The organism is Streptomyces sp. SAS_281 (genome assembly GCF_052542855.1).
The window spans coordinates 1-16,503 of sequence record NZ_JBMNDO010000016.1; the positions used below are offsets into that span (position 1 = coordinate 1).

The 16,503-nt window shown below is 71.9% G+C and carries 13 protein-coding genes; 6 read left to right on the plus strand and 7 right to left on the minus strand.

The genetic code is table 11. The features are described from left to right. Nucleotides 1-44: 44 nt before the first annotated feature. Nucleotides 45-3,050, minus strand: coding sequence for an excinuclease ABC subunit UvrA (gene uvrA, locus ACN6LM_RS08615; RefSeq protein ID WP_445064685.1), 3,006 nt, complete (start codon nucleotides 3,048-3,050; stop codon nucleotides 45-47). 176 nt (nucleotides 3,051-3,226) lie between these two features. Here uvrA and ACN6LM_RS08620 point away from each other — a divergent pair, with 176 nt between their 5' ends. Together ACN6LM_RS08620 and ACN6LM_RS08625 are read left to right on the plus strand one after the other, a co-directional pair. Next, complete coding sequence (locus ACN6LM_RS08620) at nucleotides 3,227-3,916, plus strand: maleylpyruvate isomerase family mycothiol-dependent enzyme (RefSeq protein WP_445064686.1); 690 nt, start codon at nucleotides 3,227-3,229, stop codon at nucleotides 3,914-3,916. Nucleotides 3,917-3,944: 28 nt separating this feature from the next. Continuing rightward, the gene (locus tag ACN6LM_RS08625; protein WP_445064687.1) at nucleotides 3,945-4,601 is read left to right on the plus strand and encodes an MBL fold metallo-hydrolase; all 657 of its coding nucleotides are present in this window, start codon (nucleotides 3,945-3,947) and stop codon (nucleotides 4,599-4,601) included. A 168-nt stretch (nucleotides 4,602-4,769) separates the two neighbouring features. On the opposite strand, the gene ACN6LM_RS08630 is transcribed toward ACN6LM_RS08625, so the two are convergent. The 5 genes from ACN6LM_RS08630 to ACN6LM_RS08650 all read right to left on the minus strand — a co-directional run bounded on the left by ACN6LM_RS08630 (nucleotide 4,770) and on the right by ACN6LM_RS08650 (nucleotide 11,976). Beyond that, on the minus strand, nucleotides 4,770-5,753 hold the full coding sequence (locus ACN6LM_RS08630) for a TerC family protein (protein WP_445064688.1): 984 nt from the start codon (nucleotides 5,751-5,753) through the stop codon (nucleotides 4,770-4,772). Between the two features lie 295 nt (nucleotides 5,754-6,048). Continuing rightward, on the minus strand, nucleotides 6,049-8,004 hold the full coding sequence (locus ACN6LM_RS08635) for a TerD family protein (RefSeq protein ID WP_445064689.1): 1,956 nt from the start codon (nucleotides 8,002-8,004) through the stop codon (nucleotides 6,049-6,051). Nucleotides 8,005-8,167: 163 nt separating this feature from the next. Further along, nucleotides 8,168-8,746 carry a TerD family protein gene (locus ACN6LM_RS08640; protein ID WP_445064690.1) on the minus strand — a complete coding sequence of 193 codons (579 nt, stop codon included), beginning with the start codon at nucleotides 8,744-8,746 and terminating at the stop codon, nucleotides 8,168-8,170. A gap of 143 nt (nucleotides 8,747-8,889) precedes the next feature. Then, nucleotides 8,890-11,058: an excinuclease ABC subunit UvrB gene (uvrB, locus tag ACN6LM_RS08645; protein WP_445064691.1), complete on the minus strand. Its 2,169-nt coding sequence runs from the start codon at nucleotides 11,056-11,058 to the stop codon at nucleotides 8,890-8,892. Between the two features lie 39 nt (nucleotides 11,059-11,097). Beyond that, nucleotides 11,098-11,976 (minus strand): MHYT domain-containing protein, encoded by an 879-nt coding sequence (locus ACN6LM_RS08650; protein WP_445064692.1) that lies wholly within the window; start codon nucleotides 11,974-11,976, stop codon nucleotides 11,098-11,100. Nucleotides 11,977-12,206: 230 nt separating this feature from the next. On the opposite strand from ACN6LM_RS08650, the gene ACN6LM_RS08655 reads away from it, so the two are divergent. Together ACN6LM_RS08655 and ACN6LM_RS08660 are read left to right on the plus strand one after the other, a co-directional pair. After that, complete coding sequence (locus ACN6LM_RS08655; RefSeq protein WP_445064693.1) at nucleotides 12,207-13,145, plus strand: glycerophosphodiester phosphodiesterase; 939 nt, start codon at nucleotides 12,207-12,209, stop codon at nucleotides 13,143-13,145. 44 nt (nucleotides 13,146-13,189) lie between these two features. Beyond that, a complete protein-coding gene (locus tag ACN6LM_RS08660; RefSeq protein WP_445064694.1) occupies nucleotides 13,190-13,732 on the plus strand; it encodes a methylated-DNA--[protein]-cysteine S-methyltransferase in 543 nt (180 codons plus the stop codon). Nucleotides 13,733-13,741: 9 nt separating this feature from the next. On the opposite strand, the gene ACN6LM_RS08665 is transcribed toward ACN6LM_RS08660, so the two are convergent. Then, nucleotides 13,742-14,557, minus strand: a complete 816-nt coding sequence (locus tag ACN6LM_RS08665) for a class I SAM-dependent methyltransferase (protein ID WP_445064695.1) — start codon at nucleotides 14,555-14,557, stop codon at nucleotides 13,742-13,744. 103 nt (nucleotides 14,558-14,660) lie between these two features. On the opposite strand from ACN6LM_RS08665, the gene ACN6LM_RS08670 reads away from it, so the two are divergent. Then, on the plus strand, nucleotides 14,661-15,602 hold the full coding sequence (locus tag ACN6LM_RS08670) for a pseudouridine-5'-phosphate glycosidase (protein ID WP_445064696.1): 942 nt from the start codon (nucleotides 14,661-14,663) through the stop codon (nucleotides 15,600-15,602). Then, complete coding sequence (locus ACN6LM_RS08675) at nucleotides 15,599-16,501, plus strand: carbohydrate kinase family protein (protein ID WP_445064697.1); 903 nt, start codon at nucleotides 15,599-15,601, stop codon at nucleotides 16,499-16,501. Before ACN6LM_RS08670 ends, ACN6LM_RS08675 begins: the two co-directional genes overlap by 4 nt. Nucleotides 16,502-16,503: the final 2 nt, after the last annotated feature.

A 16,503-nucleotide genomic window follows, 5' to 3' on the forward strand; every position in this document is an offset into this window, starting at 1 on the left:
ATCTCTGTCGTGGGGGCCGCCGCCTCGTACCGCGTGTCCCGGGGTCAGCCCTTCCGGGCGCGGGCCGTCTTCTTGGCGGCGGGCTTCTTCGCCGTCTTCGCCGTGGCCGTCCCAGTGGCCGAGGCCGGCTTCGAACCGGCCGTCTTCTTCACGGCCCTCTTGCCCGCCGGCTTGCGCGCGGCCGGGACGGCCGCCTCGCTGACCCGGTCGGCGTCCAGGATGTCCTGGAGGAACTTCCCGGTGTGGCTGGCGGGGGCGCCGGCCACGTACTCCGGGGTGCCCTCGGCGATGACCAGGCCGCCGCCGCTGCCGCCCTCGGGGCCCATGTCGATCACCCAGTCGGCGGTCTTGATGACATCGAGGTTGTGCTCGATGACGATCACCGAGTTCCCCTTGTCGACCAGGCCGGAGAGCACCTTGATCAGCTTGGAGATGTCCTCGAAGTGCAGACCGGTGGTCGGCTCGTCCAGGACGTAGACGGTGCGGCCGGTGGAGCGCTTCTGGAGCTCGCTGGCGAGCTTGACCCGCTGGGCCTCGCCGCCGGAGAGCGTCGGCGCGGACTGGCCGAGCCGCACGTACCCGAGGCCGACCTCGTTGAGCGTGCGCAGATGGCGGGCGATCGTCGGCACGGCCTCGAAGAACTCCAGGCCCTCCTCGATCGGCATGTCCAGCACCTCGGCGATGGACTTGCCCTTGTAGTGGACCTCCAGGGTCTCCCGGTTGTATCGCGCACCGTGGCAGACCTCGCACGGGACGTACACGTCGGGCAGGAAGTTCATCTCGATCTTGATGGTGCCGTCGCCGGAGCAGTTCTCGCAGCGGCCGCCCTTCACGTTGAAGGAGAACCGGCCCGGCAGATAGCCGCGGACCTTGGCCTCCATCGTCTCGGCGAAAAGCTTGCGGACGTGGTCGAAGACACCGGTGTAGGTGGCCGGGTTGGACCGGGGCGTCCGGCCGATGGGCGACTGGTCGACGTGCACCACCTTGTCGACCAGGTCGTCCCCGTCGACCCGGGTGTGCCGGCCGGGCACCGACTTGGCGCCGTTCAGCTCGCGGGCCAGGTGGGTGTAGAGGATGTCGTTGACCAGCGTCGACTTGCCGGAGCCCGAGACGCCGGTGACGGCGGTCAGCACGCCGAGCGGGAAGGAGACGTCGATGTCCCGGAGGTTGTTCTCCCGGGCGCCGTGCACCGTGAGCAGCCGCGAGGGGTCGACGGGCCGCCGCACCTCGGGCACAGGGATCGACCTCTTGCCGGTCAGATACTGCCCGGTGACCGACTTGTCGTTGGCCAGCAGCTCCTTGAGGGAGCCGGAGTGGACGACCTTGCCGCCATGCTCACCGGCGCCGGGGCCGATGTCGACCACCCAGTCGGCGACCTTGATGGTGTCCTCGTCGTGCTCCACGACGATGAGCGTGTTGCCCATGTCGCGGAGGCGGACCAGGGTCTCGATCAGCCGGTGGTTGTCGCGCTGGTGCAGCCCGATGGAGGGCTCGTCCAGCACGTAGAGCACGCCGACGAGGCCGGAGCCGATCTGCGTGGCGAGCCGGATGCGCTGGGCCTCGCCGCCGGACAGGGTGCCCGCGGCGCGGTTCAGCGAGAGGTAGTCGAGGCCGACGTCGACCAGGAACTTCAGCCGCTCGTTGACCTCCTTGAGGACCCGCTCGGCGATCTTCTTGTCGCGGGCGTTCAGCTTGAGGCGGCCGAGGAATTCGGCGCACTCGCTGATGGACATCGCGGAGACCTCGGCGATGGACCTCTCCATCACCGTGACCGCGAGGACGATCGGCTTGAGCCGGGTCCCCTCACAGGTCGGGCAGGGGACCTCGCGCATGTACCCCTCGAAGCGCTCCCGGCTGGAATCGCTCTCGGCCTCGGAGTGCCGCCGCTTGACGAACTGGACGGCGCCCTCGAAGGACGGGGTGGTGTAGGCGCGCTCGCGCCCGTACCGGTTGCGGTAGCGGACCTCGGTCTGGATCTTGTGGCCGTGCAGCAGGGCCTTCCTGGCGCGCTGCGGCAGCCCGGCCCAGGGGATGTCCGTACGGAAACCGAGGGCGTCGGCCAGGGCGTTGATCTGGCGGCCGAAGTACTCCTTGGTGTGGCCGTGGGACCAGGGGTGGATGGCGCCCTCGTCCAGGGACTTCTCCTCGTCCGGGACGATCAGCTCCGGGTCGACCTCCATGCGCGTACCGATGCCGGTGCAGTCGGGGCAGGCGCCGAACGGGGAGTTGAAGGAGAAGGAGCGTGGTTCCAGCTCCTCGAAGGAGAGGTCGTCGTACGGGCAGTAGAGGTGCTCCGAGTACATCCGCTCGCGCTCGGGGTCGTCCTCGGGGAGGTCCACGAAGTCGAGCACGACCATGCCGCCGGAGAGGCCGAGCGCGGTCTCGACGGAGTCCGTCAGCCGGCGCTTGGCGCTGTCCTTCACGGTGAGGCGGTCGATGACGACCTCGATGGTGTGCTTCTCCTGCTTCTTGAGCGTGGGCGGCTCGGAGAGCTGGATCGTGGCGCCGTCCACCCGGGCGCGGCTGTAGCCCTTGGTCTGGAGGTCCGAGAACAGGTCCACGAACTCGCCCTTGCGCTCGCGCACCAGCGGCGAGAGCACCTGGAAGCGGCTGCCCTCGGGCAGGCCGAGGACCTTGTCCACGATGGCCTGCGGCGACTGGCGCGAGATGGGGCGGCGGCACTCGGGGCAGTGCGGCTTGCCGATCCGGGCGAAGAGCAGCCGGAGGTAGTCGTAGACCTCGGTGATGGTGCCGACCGTCGAGCGCGGGTTGCGCGAGGTCGACTTCTGGTCGATGGAGACGGCGGGCGACAGGCCCTCGATGAAGTCGACGTCCGGCTTGTCCATCTGGCCGAGGAACTGCCGGGCGTACGAGGAGAGCGACTCCACGTAGCGCCGCTGGCCCTCGGCGAAGATCGTGTCGAACGCGAGCGACGACTTGCCCGACCCGGAGAGCCCGGTGAAGACGATGAGGGAGTCGCGGGGGAGGTCGAGCGAGACGTTCTTGAGGTTGTGCTCGCGAGCGCCACGGACGATGAGACGGTCGGCCACGCCGGTCCGCACCTTTCTAGAGAGAAGCGGGGGAACTGAGCCCCTCGCCCAGGGTATGGGGGGCGCCACAGCGGTGTAGGAAGCTTTCGACTTCGAGCGTATAGCACGCACATTCGAATTGCGGACGGCTGAGAACTCCTTCACCCGAACGAGTGGACGAGGCTAGGCTCGACCCCATGACTGATCATGCGCACGACCTGGCGGCACTCCGGGAAGCGACGGATCGACTGCTGGGAGCCACCGGCAAAATGAACGACGCGGCGCTGTCCGAGCCGTCGCGGCTGCCGGGCTGGAGCCGCGGTCATGTCATCGCGCACCTTTCCCGTAACGCCGACGCGCTCGTAAATGTTCTCCGCGGGCTGCCGATGTACGCAGACAGCGAAACCCGCGACCGCGACATCGAGCGCGACGCCCCCCGGTCCCACGCGCAGCAACTGGCCGATCTGACGGCGAGCGCGGCCCGCTTCGTCGCGGCGGCGGCCGAACCCGGGGACTGGTCGCGCACGGTGACCCTGCGCAACGGTGTGACGGATTCGGCGTCACTCGTGCCGTTCCGGCGCCGCGGCGAGGTGGAGCTGCACCACGTCGATCTGGACGTCGGCTACGAGCTGGAGGACCTGCCGGACGAGTTCACCGCACGGGAGATCGACTTCCTGGCCGCGCGGTTCGCCGGCCACCCGGAGGTCGTGCCGGCGTCGCTCGCCGACGACACCGGGCGGGTATGGACGACCGGCGGCGGTGCGGAGGGCGGGCCGGTCGGGGTCCGGGGCACGGCGCCCGAGCTGCTGGGATGGCTCAGCGGGCGGCGCGACGGCTCCGCGCTGACGGTCGGAGGCGGACCGCTTCCGGCACTGCCCCCGCTGTAGGCCGCGGCCCCGCTATAGGCTGAGGAACATGACGTACAGCGGAGCGGTCAGGGTCGGCGGGCCCGCCGATGTGCACGAACTGACGGACCTGATGATCTCGAAGGTCGCCGTCGGCCCGATGGACAACAACGCCTATCTGCTGCGCTGCCGGGCCACCGGCGAGCAGCTGCTGATCGACGCGGCCGACGAGGCCGGGACGCTGCTGCGGCTGATCGGTGACGACTCGATCCTCTCCGTCGTCACCACCCACCGGCACCGCGACCACTGGCAGGCGCTGGGCGAGGTCGTCGCGGCGACCGGGGCGCGCACCTACGCGGGGCGGTTCGACGCCGAGGGCATCGAGGTGCCGACGGAGGTCCTGGTCGAGGACGGCGACACGATCCGGGTCGGCGAGGTGGCGCTCACCGCCCGCCGTCTGACCGGTCACACCCCGGGCTCGATCACGCTCCTGTACGACGACCCGCACGGTGCGCCGCATCTGTTCACCGGGGACTGCCTCTTCCCCGGCGGCGTCGGCAACACGCACAAGGACCCCGAGGCCTTCGCGAACCTGCTGCAGGACGTGGAGACCAAGCTCTTCGCGCCGCTGCCGGACGAGACCTGGGTCTACCCGGGCCACGGACGCGACACCACGCTGGGGGACGAACGGCCCCACCTGCCCGAGTGGCGCGCCCGGGGCTGGTGAGGCGGGGCCGTCCGTCTGTCCGGCGACGCCTGGCACGCACGCTCGCCGCGTTGTCGGGATCACCCCGATACACCCGGTATCGGGGCGACCCTCCGGCTTGCGATCGCACGCACCGGACGCCGCCGGACCCGCCCTCCGGGCGGGACGGCGCTACTTTCGACGCACGCCCTAGACGCGGTCTCCGGTCCTCGCCTCGCGGGCCTCGGCCTCGGCCTTCCTCTTGTTGGCCATCAGGCTGGTGATCGTGGTGATGATCAGCACCCCGCAGATGACGCCGAGCGAGACCGGGATGGAGATCTCGGGGACGTGCACCCCGGACTCGTGCAGGGCGTGCAGCACCAGCTTGACGCCGATGAAGCCGAGGATCACCGACAGCCCGTAGCTGAGGTGGACCAGCTTCTCCAGCAGACCGCCGATCAGGAAGTACAGCTGGCGCAGGCCCATCAGGGCGAAGGCGTTGGCGGTGAAGACGATGTACGGGTCCTGGGTGAGGCCGAAGATCGCGGGGATGGAGTCCAGCGCGAACAGCACGTCGGTGGTGCCGATGGCGAGCATGACGACCATCAGCGGGGTCAGGACGCGCTTGCCGTTGTTGCGGATGAAGAGCTTGGTGCCGTGGTACCGGTCGGCGACGCCGAAGCGGCGCTCGATGTTCTTCAGGAGGCGGTTCTCCTCGAACTCCTCGTCCTCGTCGTCGGCCCTGGCCTCCTGGATGAGCTTCCAGGCGGTGTAGATCAGGAACGCGCCGAAGATGTAGAAGACCCACGAGAAGTTGGCGATGACGGCGGCGCCCGCGGCGATGAAGACCGCCCGCAGCACCAGCGCGATCAGCACACCGATCAGCAGCACCCGTTGCTGGAGGTGGGAGGGTACCGAGAACTTCGCCATGATCAGCACGAAGACGAAGAGGTTGTCGACGCTGAGCGACTTCTCGGTGATGTAGCCGGCGAAGAACTCGCCCGATGCCTGGCTCTCGCCGAAGACGAGCAGCCCGAGGCCGAAGAGGGCGGCCAGCACGATCCAGACGATCGTCCAGATCCCGGCTTCCTTGGTCGACACGTCATGGGGCTTGCGCCCGATGAAGAAGTCGACGGCGATGAGGGCGCACAGACCAAAGATGGTCAGCGCCCAGAGGGTCCATGAAACGTCCACTGCGCCTCCGGCAGTTCGCTACGGGCTACTGATCAGCGTCGTCGCTGCCGGAGGTCTCTTCCACCGGGCGCGCGGGCTGCGCACCGGGCCGGCGCCCCGGGACCGGTCACAGTCCGTACTGACGGGAACGCCGCGTATGGGAGTACTCCCCTCCGCTCCATGAACGGTACAGGAAATACCAAGGGAAGGTAAAGGGGAACCTAAAGGATCTCCAAAATCGCAGGTCAGGGCGTCAGGGACGCTTTGCCGTGGGCTTTACGAGGACGTGCCGAGCTGTGCGGGGACGAGCGGCAGCTCAGCGGGACCCGGTGCGGCGGGCGTGGGCCACCCGCTCCAGCACCTGGTCCAGGACCGCGCTCCCCGGGGGCGTCCTGGGCGGCTCGTACGTCCACGCGTGACCGACCCAGGGGTCGGCCAGATGGTCGTCGGCGACCGGGGTGACCCGCAGCAGCGAGCGCCACAGCGGGTCCAGGACCGGGCCGTACTCGGACGCCTCCTCCCGGTCCGCGACCATCATCAGGTGGACGCCCACCGAGGGCCCCTCGTCGGCGAGGTAGCGGAGCTGGGTCACCGCCCGGTCGTCGAAGCCGTGCGGGAAGTCGTTGACGATCAGCAGCTGCTCGGCCGGGTCCAGGTCCGGCGGCAACGAGTCGGCGGCACCGGCCCGGATCGCCATCTGCACGAGGTCCACCCGCCGGGTGAGGTGGGCGAGGACCGCGGAGACGCCCTGGGCCCCGGCGGCGGGCGGCGAGGGCAGCACCCCGGAGCGGACCAGCGGGGCGAGCGCGCCGGCGGCCGAACCGGCCGGGTCGATGACGTGGACCGTGAACTCGTTCGGCGGGTAGACCGCCAGCAGCCGGGCCGCGTGCAGCACGGCGGTCTCCATGGCCAGCCGGCGCAGCTGGTCCGTGCCGGTCAGCGCGGCGGCCTCCGAGGCCGTGCGCCCGCTGTCGATCCACATGCCCCGCTCCAGCGGCAGCCGGACGAGGAGCGGGATGCGCAGGTCGGCCCGCTCCGGGAGGTGGAGGTCGCCGATGCGCAGCGCCATGGGGATCTCCATGGGCACCCGGTGGCCGTGCCACACGGGGTTGTCCCAGCCCGCGTAGGGGGCCGGGAGCGCGGGCTCCACGACGGCGGACTCGGCGGCGAGCTGGGCGAGGTCGCGGTCCAGGGACGCGCGGGCCCGGTCGGTCAGCTCGTCGCGCTTGGCGCGGGCCTCCTCGCGGGCCCGGTCGCCCGCTCCCCCGATGCGGCTGCGCGGGTCGGACAGGGCGCGCTCCAGCTCCTGGTCCATCCGGGACTCGGCGAAGTCGACGGCGCTGCGGTAGGCGGCAACGGCGCGGGCCAGGTCCTCGAACATGCCCCACACCTGGTTGTACAGGCGCTCGTCCATGGACCAGCCGGTCGCGTCCCCGGCGACGGGCTGCGCGGGCTGCCCCGGCCGGGCGGGCGGCGCGGCCGGGGGCGGCGGCGGGGGCGCGGTGGACTGGCGGCGCGGGTGCGCGTAGTTGACCGGGCCGCCCGGGGCGGCCGGCTCCGCCAGGGGCTCGGGCTGCGAGGGCGTGGCGGGCTGGGGTGTGGCGGGCGCGGGCGGCGGGACGGGCGGCTGCCCGTTGCCCGGGGCGGGCGCCGGGGTGGGCGCGTGCCTGACCCGGTCGCCCTCCGGGGTGCGGGGCGGCGGCGGGGCCACCGAGCGGGCCAGGCCCTGGGCGACCGCCTCCTGGATGGTCCCGGCCAGCTCGGCGGCCCGGTCCACGCCCTGGTCGGCGAGCATGGCGGCGAGGCCGCCCGCGTATCCCTGGCCGACCGCGCGGACCTTCCAGGCGCCCTGGCGGCGGTACAGCTCCAGGGCGGCGACCGCGGACTCGCTGTCGAGGCCGGTCAGCGTGAACGTGGCGATCTCGGTGCCGTCGAGGGCGGTGACCGCGACGAACGGCGAGGCGACGGCGCCGAAGCGGGTCGGGCCGCCGGCGCCGAGCGGGAGGGCCAGCAGCACCGTGACCCGGTGGACCCCGTCGGGCAGGGCGTCGAGGTCGACGGCGAGGCGGTGGTCGGCGGCGGCCTGCCGGGAGACTTCCAGGCCGTGCAGCTGCGGCGATCCGGGGTGGGCGATCCACTCGACGCCGGCCACTCTGCCCTGCTCGTCGCCGAGCGTGGCACCGGCCACGACGGGCGCCCCGGCCGATATCCGGATCTCCAGACGGGTCTGGGGCAAGGTGTGGTTCTGCCCCCGGACCAGCTCGGCCGTCATTGCCCTGTCCCCTCGACGTATTACCGCTGGTGTGGATGAAGCTGTGCGTGGTGTCTCTGCTCCGGGTGGTGCGGTGGTGCCGCGACACGGGCAGCTCCCGGCGGCCGGTGCCGCCGGGAGCTGCGCGTGACGCGATACGGACCTCACGGTCCGGCGTGCGGTCCTACAGGTGCGGCAGGATCGCCGGCATGAGGTCCTGGAAGGTGCGGCCGTTGGCCGGGGCGCCGATGGCGGTCATCTTCCAGCCGTTGCCCGCGCGGTGCACCTTCGCCATGATCTGCGCGGTGTACTGCCCGCCGCCGTCCAGCGTGTAGCGGGCGAGCTCCTGGCCGTTGGTCTCGTCCACGATGCGGCAGAAGGCGTTCTGCACCTCCTGGAACGTCTGGCCGGTGAAGGAGTTCACCGTGAAGACGATCTGGTCGATGTGGACCGGCACCCGCTGGAGGTCCACGAGGATCGCCTCGTCGTCGCCGCCGGAACCGGCACCGCCCACGAGGTTGTCCCCGGTGTGCCGCACCGAGCCGTCGTCACTGGTGAGGTGCCGGAAGAACACGACGTCGACCGGCTGCTTGTCGGCGAACAGGACGGCCGAGGCGTCCAGGTCGATCTCCCGGGTGCGCGAGCCGAACAGACCGCGGCGCGGTGCCGCCTGCCAGCCGAGCCCCATCCGTACCGCGGTCAGGGTCCCCCCGTCGCTCTTCTGCAGGCTGATGGCCTGACCCTTGGTCATATTGACCGTCACGCGCTGTCCCCTCTCCGCATTCCCCGCAACCGTCCTTGTGCGGTTTCCCCGCACCCTACGCAGTGGTGTCACCCGCGCGGAGGGCCTGGGCCGTTTTGTGTCGGTCCTGCAACATGCGGCCCGGGTCCCGGCCGTCCGGCCGGTCAGGCCAGACCGGCCTCGCGCATCTGGCGCAGCTCCTTCTTCAACTCCCCCACCTCGTCACGCAGCCGGGCGGCGACCTCGAACTGCAGGTCGGCCGCGGCGGCGCGCATCCGGTCCGTCATCTCCTCGATGATCCCGGCCAGTTCGGTCGCCGGGCGGTCGGTGACCGCCGCCGCGTCCCGGCCCGCCTTGCCCGCCTTGCCGGCCTTCGCGGACTTTCCGGCCGTCGCAGCCTTGCCGTCGCCCGGGACAGCGTGCTTGCCGAGGGCGGGCACGGGGGCCTTGCCCTCCTTCCCCTGGCGGTAACCGGTGCCGAGCAGCTGCTCGGTGTCGATCTCCTCGCGCGCGATGGTGGCGACGATGTCGTTGATCTTCTTGCGCAGCGGCTGCGGGTCGATGCCGCGCTCGGTGTTGTAGGCGATCTGCTTCTCGCGGCGGCGGTTGGTCTCGTCGATGGCCTGCGCCATGGCCGGGGTGACCTTGTCCGCGTACATGTGGACCTGGCCCGAGACGTTGCGCGCCGCGCGGCCGATGGTCTGGATCAGCGACGTGCCCGAGCGCAGGAAGCCCTGCTTGTCAGCGTCGAGGATGGCCACGAGCGACACCTCGGGCAGGTCCAGGCCCTCGCGCAGGAGGTTGATCCCGACCAGGACGTCGTACTCGCCGGAGCGCAGCTCGCGCAGCAGCTCGATGCGGCGCAGCGTGTCGACGTCGCTGTGGAGGTAGCGGACCTGGATGCCGAGCTCCAGGAAGTAGTCGGTCAGGTCCTCCGACATCTTCTTGGTGAGCGTGGTGACCAGGACCCGTTCGTCGCGCTCGGTACGCAGTCGGATCTCGTGCACCAGGTCGTCGATCTGGCCCTCGGTGGGCTTGACGACGACCTCGGGGTCGACCAGGCCGGTCGGGCGGATGATCTGCTCCACGAAGCCGTCGCCGCGGGACATCTCGTAGTTGCCCGGGGTGGCGGACAGGTAGACCGTCTGGTTGATCCGCTGGAGGAACTCCTCCCACTTCAGCGGGCGGTTGTCCAGGGCGGACGGCAGCCGGAAGCCGTGGTCGACCAGGGTCCGCTTGCGGGAGGCGTCGCCCTCGTACATGGCGCCGATCTGCGGGACCGTGACGTGCGACTCGTCCAGCACCAGGAGGAAGTCCTCCGGGAAATAGTCGAGGAGGGTGTTGGGGGCGGTGCCGGGGGCGCGGCCGTCGAAGTGCATCGAGTAGTTCTCGACGCCGGAGCAGGTGCCGATCTGGCGGAGCATCTCGATGTCGTACGTCGTACGCATGCGGAGCCGCTGGGCCTCCAGCATCTTGCCCTGCTTCTCCAGCTCCGCCAGGCGCTCCTCCAGCTCCCGCTCGATGCCGCTGACGGCCTTCTCCATGCGCTCGGGGCCCGCCACGTAGTGGCTGGCGGGGAAGACGTGGAGGGACCGGTCCTCGCTGATGACCTCGCCGGTCAGCGGGTGCAGGGTGGACAGGGCCTCGATCTCGTCACCGAACATCTCGATGCGGACGGCCAGCTCCTCGTAGACCGGGAAGATCTCGATGGTGTCGCCGCGCACCCGGAAGGTGCCCCGGGTGAAGGCCAGGTCGTTGCGCGTGTACTGGATCTCCACGAAGCGGCGCAGCAGCGCGTCGCGGTCGATCTCCTCGCCCACCTTGAGCTGGACCATGCGGTCCACGTACTCCTGCGGCGTACCGAGGCCGTAGATGCAGGAGACGGAGGCGACCACGACGACGTCGCGCCGGGTGAGCAGCGAGTTGGTCGCGGAGTGGCGCAGCCGCTCGACCTCCTCGTTGATCGAGGAGTCCTTCTCGATGTAGGTGTCCGACTGCGGGACGTACGCCTCGGGCTGGTAGTAGTCGTAGTACGAGACGAAGTACTCGACGGCGTTGTTGGGCAGGAGCTCGCGGAACTCGTTGGCCAGCTGGGCGGCGAGCGTCTTGTTGGGCGCCATGACCAGCGTGGGGCGCTGGAGCTTCTCGATCATCCACGCGGTGGTCGCGGATTTACCGGTGCCGGTCGCGCCGAGGAGCACGACGTCCTTCTCACCCGCGCGGACGCGCTTCTCCAGCTCGGCGATGGCCGCGGGCTGGTCGCCGCTGGGCTGGTAGGGGCTGACGACCTCGAAAGGCGCCACCGTACGTTCGATCTTCGAGACTGGCCGCATGCAACCACCGTACGACCCACCACTGACAACGGGGCCGGTTCACCAGTCCGCGGGCTCCACGGCGTCGCGCGGGCGGGAGTGGAAGGAGGCCGGGTCGGCGTACGTGCCGAAGCGCGGGATCTGGCGCCGGGCCGGGACACCGGGGATCCGCGCGGCGCGCGGGTCGTCCCAGTCGGGCGTGCCCATGACCACCAGCGGATCGAACATGACGACGACGGCGGCCAGCACCAGGAAGCAGGCGGGGCCGAGCAGCATGGGCACCAGCAGCGAGCCGGCGCTGTCGCCGGGGGCGTGGGCCGCGGTCGTGGCGGACGGGTGCAGGTGGACGCGGAGCGCGGCCATGCCGGTGTAGTGCATGCCGCTCACGGCGACGCCCATCACGACGCTCGCGCCGAGGCTGGGCAGGAAGCCGTGGATGGACACGGCGGCCCACAGCGCGGCGGTCGAGGCGACGACGGCGATGACCACGGAGAGGGCCACGGTGATCGTGTCGTACTCGAACTGCCCATCAAGCCTCATCCCGGCCATGCCGAGGTAATGCATGGAGGCCACGCCGAGTCCGGTGATCGTGCCTCCCGTCACCAGGGCCATGCGGGTGGCGCCCCGGTAACCGACCAGGAAGATCCCGATGCCGACCATGACGATCGCGACGGCGAGGCTGGCAAAGGTGATCGGTCTGTCGTAGCCGATCGGCACCTCCTCGACGGAGAAGCCCACCATCGCGATGAAGTGCATGGTCCAGATGCCCGAACCTATGGAGGTCGCCCCGAGAGCCAGCCAGCCGGCCCTGAAGGAACGCTCGGTACGCAGTGACCGCGTGGTGCAGCGCAGGCCCAGCGCCGCGCCGAGGCACGCCATGAGGAACGCGGCCGCAGGAGTCACCGCCCCGTAGCTGAAGCCGTCGATCGTGCCCTGCATCCTTGTACGCCCTTCGCAGCAGCAAGCCCGGGTCAGGACGATCCCAGGGCCTGTCGTCCGGGCGCAAGGCCCGGCAGACACAACAGAAGTGCCGCATCTTATCGACCGGGCCGACAGCGCGTGGCGCGGTCCCCGAGGTGCGTTCACACGGTGGCCATCCTTCGCCTGTCCCCCGTTCGGGGGCGGCTGGGACGCTCGGGCCGTCCGCAACTCTGACGCAAGGAGTCCACGTGTACGCAGGCACCGCCACCGCCTCCGTCGCCGCCGCTGCCGTCATGGGCGCCGGCACGTTGCTGACGCCGCTTCCGGGCGCCCCGGTCGCGGACACCCCGCTGACCCGGCACCCGGTTCAGCAGCTCGCCCCGATCCGCCGGGCCGCCGACGCCGCCGGGGACCACCCGCGCGTCTACGCCCACCGGGGCGCCTCCGCGTACGCCCCCGAGAACACGCTCCCGGCCGTGGACCGGGCCGACGCTCTGGGCTTCGGCTGGGTGGAGAACGACGTCCAGCTCACCAGGGACGGGGTGGTGGTCGTCATCCACGACACAAACCTCAGGCGGACGACGAACGCCGAGGAGGTGTTCCCGGACCGCGCGCCCTGGGCGGTCAGGGACTTCACGGCCGCCGAGATCGCCCGGCTGGACGCGGGCGGCTGGTTCGGGCCGGCGTACGCCGGGACCCGGGTGCCGACCCTGCGCCAGTATCTGGAGCGGCTCGGCCGCAATCGCCAGAACCTCCTGCTGGAGATCAAGAGCCCGGAGAGCTACCCGGGGATCGAGCGGGCGACCCTCCGGGTGCTGGGCGAGGAGGGCTGGCTGGACCGGAGCCACGTCCAGGGCCGCCTGGTGATCCAGAGCTTCGGTGCCGACAGCGTGCGTACGGTGCATTCCCTGCGTCCGGACGTGGTCACCGGCTTCCTCGGCGCCCCGGCCGTCTCCGAGCTGCCCGCGTACGCCGCGTTCGCCGACCAGATCAACCCCTCGTACGCCGGCCTGTCGGGCGGTTACGTGACGGCGGCGCACGCCCTGAAGGGCCCGCACGGCAAGGCGCTCCGGGTGAACCCCTGGACGGTGAACGACGCGGCGGCCGCCCGCCGGGTCGAGGGCATGAGGGTGGACGGCATCATCACGAACACCCCCGACGTGGTGCGCGCGGCCACCCGGGGCTGAGGCCGCCGGGGCCCGTTGTCAGTGGGCGGCCGTACGGTGGTGGCATGGACAGCAACGGGGTCGTCGAGTGGACCGTCGTCGAGAGCGGCATCGGTCCGCTGATGCTGGCCGCGACGGAGACCGGACTGGTCGGCGTGGTCTTCCACGCCCGCCCGGAGATACGGGACAGGGCACTCGACCGGCTGCGCGGCCGGCTCGGCGCGGAGCCGGTGGAGGCCCCCGGTTCCGCCCGGCTGGCCGAGCCGGTACGCCAGCTCGCGGCGTACTTCGCGGGGACGCTGCGGGAGTTCTCGCTCGACCTGGACTGGTCGCTGACCGCCGGCTTCAACCGCCAGGTGCTGCAAGAGCTGGCGCGGGGCGTGCCGTACGGGGCGGTCGCCGGTTACGGGGATCTGGCCGAGCGGGTCGGACAGCCGGGAGCGGCCCAGGCGGTCGGCGCGGCGATGGGGTCCAACCCTCTTCCGGTGGTGGTGCCGTGCCACCGGGTGGTGGAGAGCGACGGCGGCCTGGGCGGCTTCGGCGGCGGCCTGGAGACCAAGCGTCGGCTGCTGGCACTGGAGGGCGTGCTGCCGGAGCCGCTGTTCTGAGCGGTGCCGTCAGGCGGCGTCCGGGGCCGGCCTGTGCGCGACCATCACCGGCTGGAAGAAGCCCGTGTCCGCCGGCTCGTGCCACGCGGGCTCCGTCAGGCCGGCCCGCCGGGCGAATCCGGTCAGCCGGTCCTGCGTGAGCGCCCAGTACGACGTCCGGCGCGTGCGCACGTCCCAGCCGTCGTCCCCCTGCGCCGCGGGGTGCAGCTGGAAGTGCTCCAGGTCGTAGCGCTCGCCGTCCGGGCGCCAGTGCCACAGCTGGAAGGTGACGACCCGGCCGCCGGCCCCCTCCCTGATCTGCGGCGGTGTGGAGGCGGGCCGCTCGCTCCGCAGCCGGTCGTACGGCCTGGTGGAGACGAGCAGCACGCCGCCGGGGCGCAGCACCCTGCGCATCTCGCCGAGCGCCGCCTCCACCGCTTCCGGGGTGAGCAGGTGCGGCAGCGAGTTGTCGGCGCACACGACGACGTCGAAGGAACCGTCGTCGAACGGCAGCCGGGTCATGTCCGCGGCCGTCGTGCGCAGCTCCAGGCCGCGCGCGGCCGCCTCCTTCTCGGCGCGGGCCGCCGCGGCGGGGCTCAGGTCGCTTCCGGTGACCCGGTGTCCGAGCGCGGCGAGGCCCAGCGCCTGGGTGCCGATGCCGCAGGCGCAGTCCAGCACGTCGTACGAGGCGCCCTCGGCGAGTGCCGTACCGATCAAGCCCGACAGTGCGGCGCCCTGGCGGTCGATGCCCGCCTGCCAGTCGGCGTACATGAGGTCGTAGTCGGAGGCCAGGTCGTCGTAGAAGTCGCGTACGGGGGCGGCGGGTTGATGGGCCGAGGAAGGCATGGGCCGACCTTAGGGGCAGTGCGCGGCTGCTGACAGCAGTTTCGCGCCACCGGCCGGGGCCGCTCACGTTTGAGCCCCGCCCACCCGCGACAGGGATGTGGACATGTCACTCAACGCGCCCTTCGACGCCACTCCGTACGCACCGGCTCTCTCCGCCGAGGTGCGGGCCGCCATGGCCGCGCACCGGCCGGTCGTCGCCCTGGAGTCGACGATCATCGCCCACGGCCTGCCCCGCCCCCGCAACCTGCGGGTCGCCGGGGAGCTGGAGGGGCTCGTACGGTCCGCGGGGGCCGTGCCCGCGACCGTGGCGGTGCTGGACGGGCGGGCCAGGATCGGGCTCGACAAGGCGGAGCTCGAACGGGTGGCCGAGGACCCGGGGATGCGCAAGCTGGGCCACCGCGACCTCGCCCCGGCACTGGCGGCCGGGGCGAGCGGGGCGACGACCGTGTCGGCGACCGCCTTCCTGGCGGCCCGGGCCGGGCTGCGGGTCTTCGCGACCGGCGGGCTCGGCGGGGTGCACCGGGGCTGGACGGAGACGCAGGACGAATCCGCGGACCTGCGGCTGCTGGCGCGGACGGGGATCACCGTGGTCTGCGCGGGCGTGAAGTCGATCCTGGACGTCCCGGCCACGCTGCAACGCCTGGAGACGCTGGGCGTCGGCGTGCTCGGCTACGGCACCAGCACCTTCCCCGGGTTCTACCTGAGCAGTTCCGGCGAGCCGGTCGACTGGACGGTGGCCTCGCCCGGGGAGGTCGCCGCGGTGATGGCCGCCCAGGACGCGCTGGGCGGCCCCGACGCCGCGCTGATCGTGGCCAATCCCGTGGCGGAGGAGGAGCAGTTGGACCCCGGGCTGCACGACCGGGTACTGGCCGACGCGCTGGAGGCGTGCCGGGAGCGGGGGGTCACGGGGCAGGCGGTCACGCCGTTCCTGCTGGACCATCTGGTGCGGCACACCGGGGGCGCCTCGCTGGAGGCCAACCTCGCGGCGGTGCGGGGCAATGTGGCACTCGCCGCCCGGATCGCCACCGCCTGGGCGGCACGGTGAGCGGCGGCCTCCTCGTCGTCGGGGACGTGGTCACCGATGTGGTGGCCCGGCACGGATCGGCGCTCGCCCACGGCACGGACACGGCGGCCGTGATCCGGACCCGGGCGGGCGGCGCGGGGGCCAACGTGGCCTGCTGGGCGGCGCGCGCGGGCTGCCGGGACGTGCGGCTGCTGGCCCGGGTGGGCGCCGACTCGGCGGACTGGCACCGCGGTCTGCTGCGGCGGGCGGGGGTCCGCGGGCTGCTCGCGGTGGACGAGGAGGCGCCGACCGCGACCGTCGTCGCCCTGGTGGACGCCGCCGCCGAGCGCACCTTCCTCACCGACAGCGGCGCGGTGCTGCGGCTCTCCCCCGAGGACTGGTCGCCGGCGCTGCTCGACGGGGTCGGCCATCTCCACCTGTCGGGCTACCTGCTGTTCGCCGGTACGAGCCGGGCGACGGCCCTGCTCGCCCTGCGGGAGGCTGTGCGGCGAAACGTTCCGGTGAGCGTGGACCCCGCGTCGGCGGGCTTCCTGGCCGGGCTCGGCGTCGACCGGTTCCTCGCCCTGACCGAGCGGGCGGACCTGCTGCTGCCCAACGCGGACGAGGCCCGGCTGCTCACCGGCCTGCCGGATCCCGCGGACGCGGCCGCCAAGTTGAGCATGCCCGCCCGCCGGGTCGTCGTGACGCTCGGCGAGGGCGGGGCGCTGCTCGCCACCGGGGGCGCGGTGACCGGCCGGGTCCCGGCGGAGCCGGTCGGGCGCGCCGTGGACTCGACCGGTGCGGGCGACGCCTTCACCGGAGGCTTCCTCGCGGCCCGGCTGGCGGGCGCGGACGACGCGGCGGCCGCGGCGGCGGGGTGCCGGGCGGGAGCGGAGGCCGTCACGACGGTGGGCGGGCGGCCGCCGTTGCCGGGTGAGTAGCG

Coding starts and splice junctions, on each gene's coding strand:
- ACN6LM_RS08620 (WP_445064686.1), top strand. CDS start 3,227: ATGACTGATCATGCGCACGACCTGGCGGCACTCCGGGAAGCGACGGAT.
- ACN6LM_RS08625 (WP_445064687.1), top strand. CDS start 3,945: ATGACGTACAGCGGAGCGGTCAGGGTCGGCGGGCCCGCCGATGTGCAC.
- ACN6LM_RS08635 (WP_445064689.1), bottom strand. CDS start 8,004: ATGACGGCCGAGCTGGTCCGGGGGCAGAACCACACCTTGCCCCAGACC.
- uvrB (WP_445064691.1), bottom strand. CDS start 11,058: ATGCGGCCAGTCTCGAAGATCGAACGTACGGTGGCGCCTTTCGAGGTC.
- ACN6LM_RS08650 (WP_445064692.1), bottom strand. CDS start 11,976: ATGCAGGGCACGATCGACGGCTTCAGCTACGGGGCGGTGACTCCTGCG.
- ACN6LM_RS08660 (WP_445064694.1), top strand. CDS start 13,190: ATGGACAGCAACGGGGTCGTCGAGTGGACCGTCGTCGAGAGCGGCATC.
- ACN6LM_RS08665 (WP_445064695.1), bottom strand. CDS start 14,557: ATGCCTTCCTCGGCCCATCAACCCGCCGCCCCCGTACGCGACTTCTAC.
- ACN6LM_RS08670 (WP_445064696.1), top strand. CDS start 14,661: ATGTCACTCAACGCGCCCTTCGACGCCACTCCGTACGCACCGGCTCTC.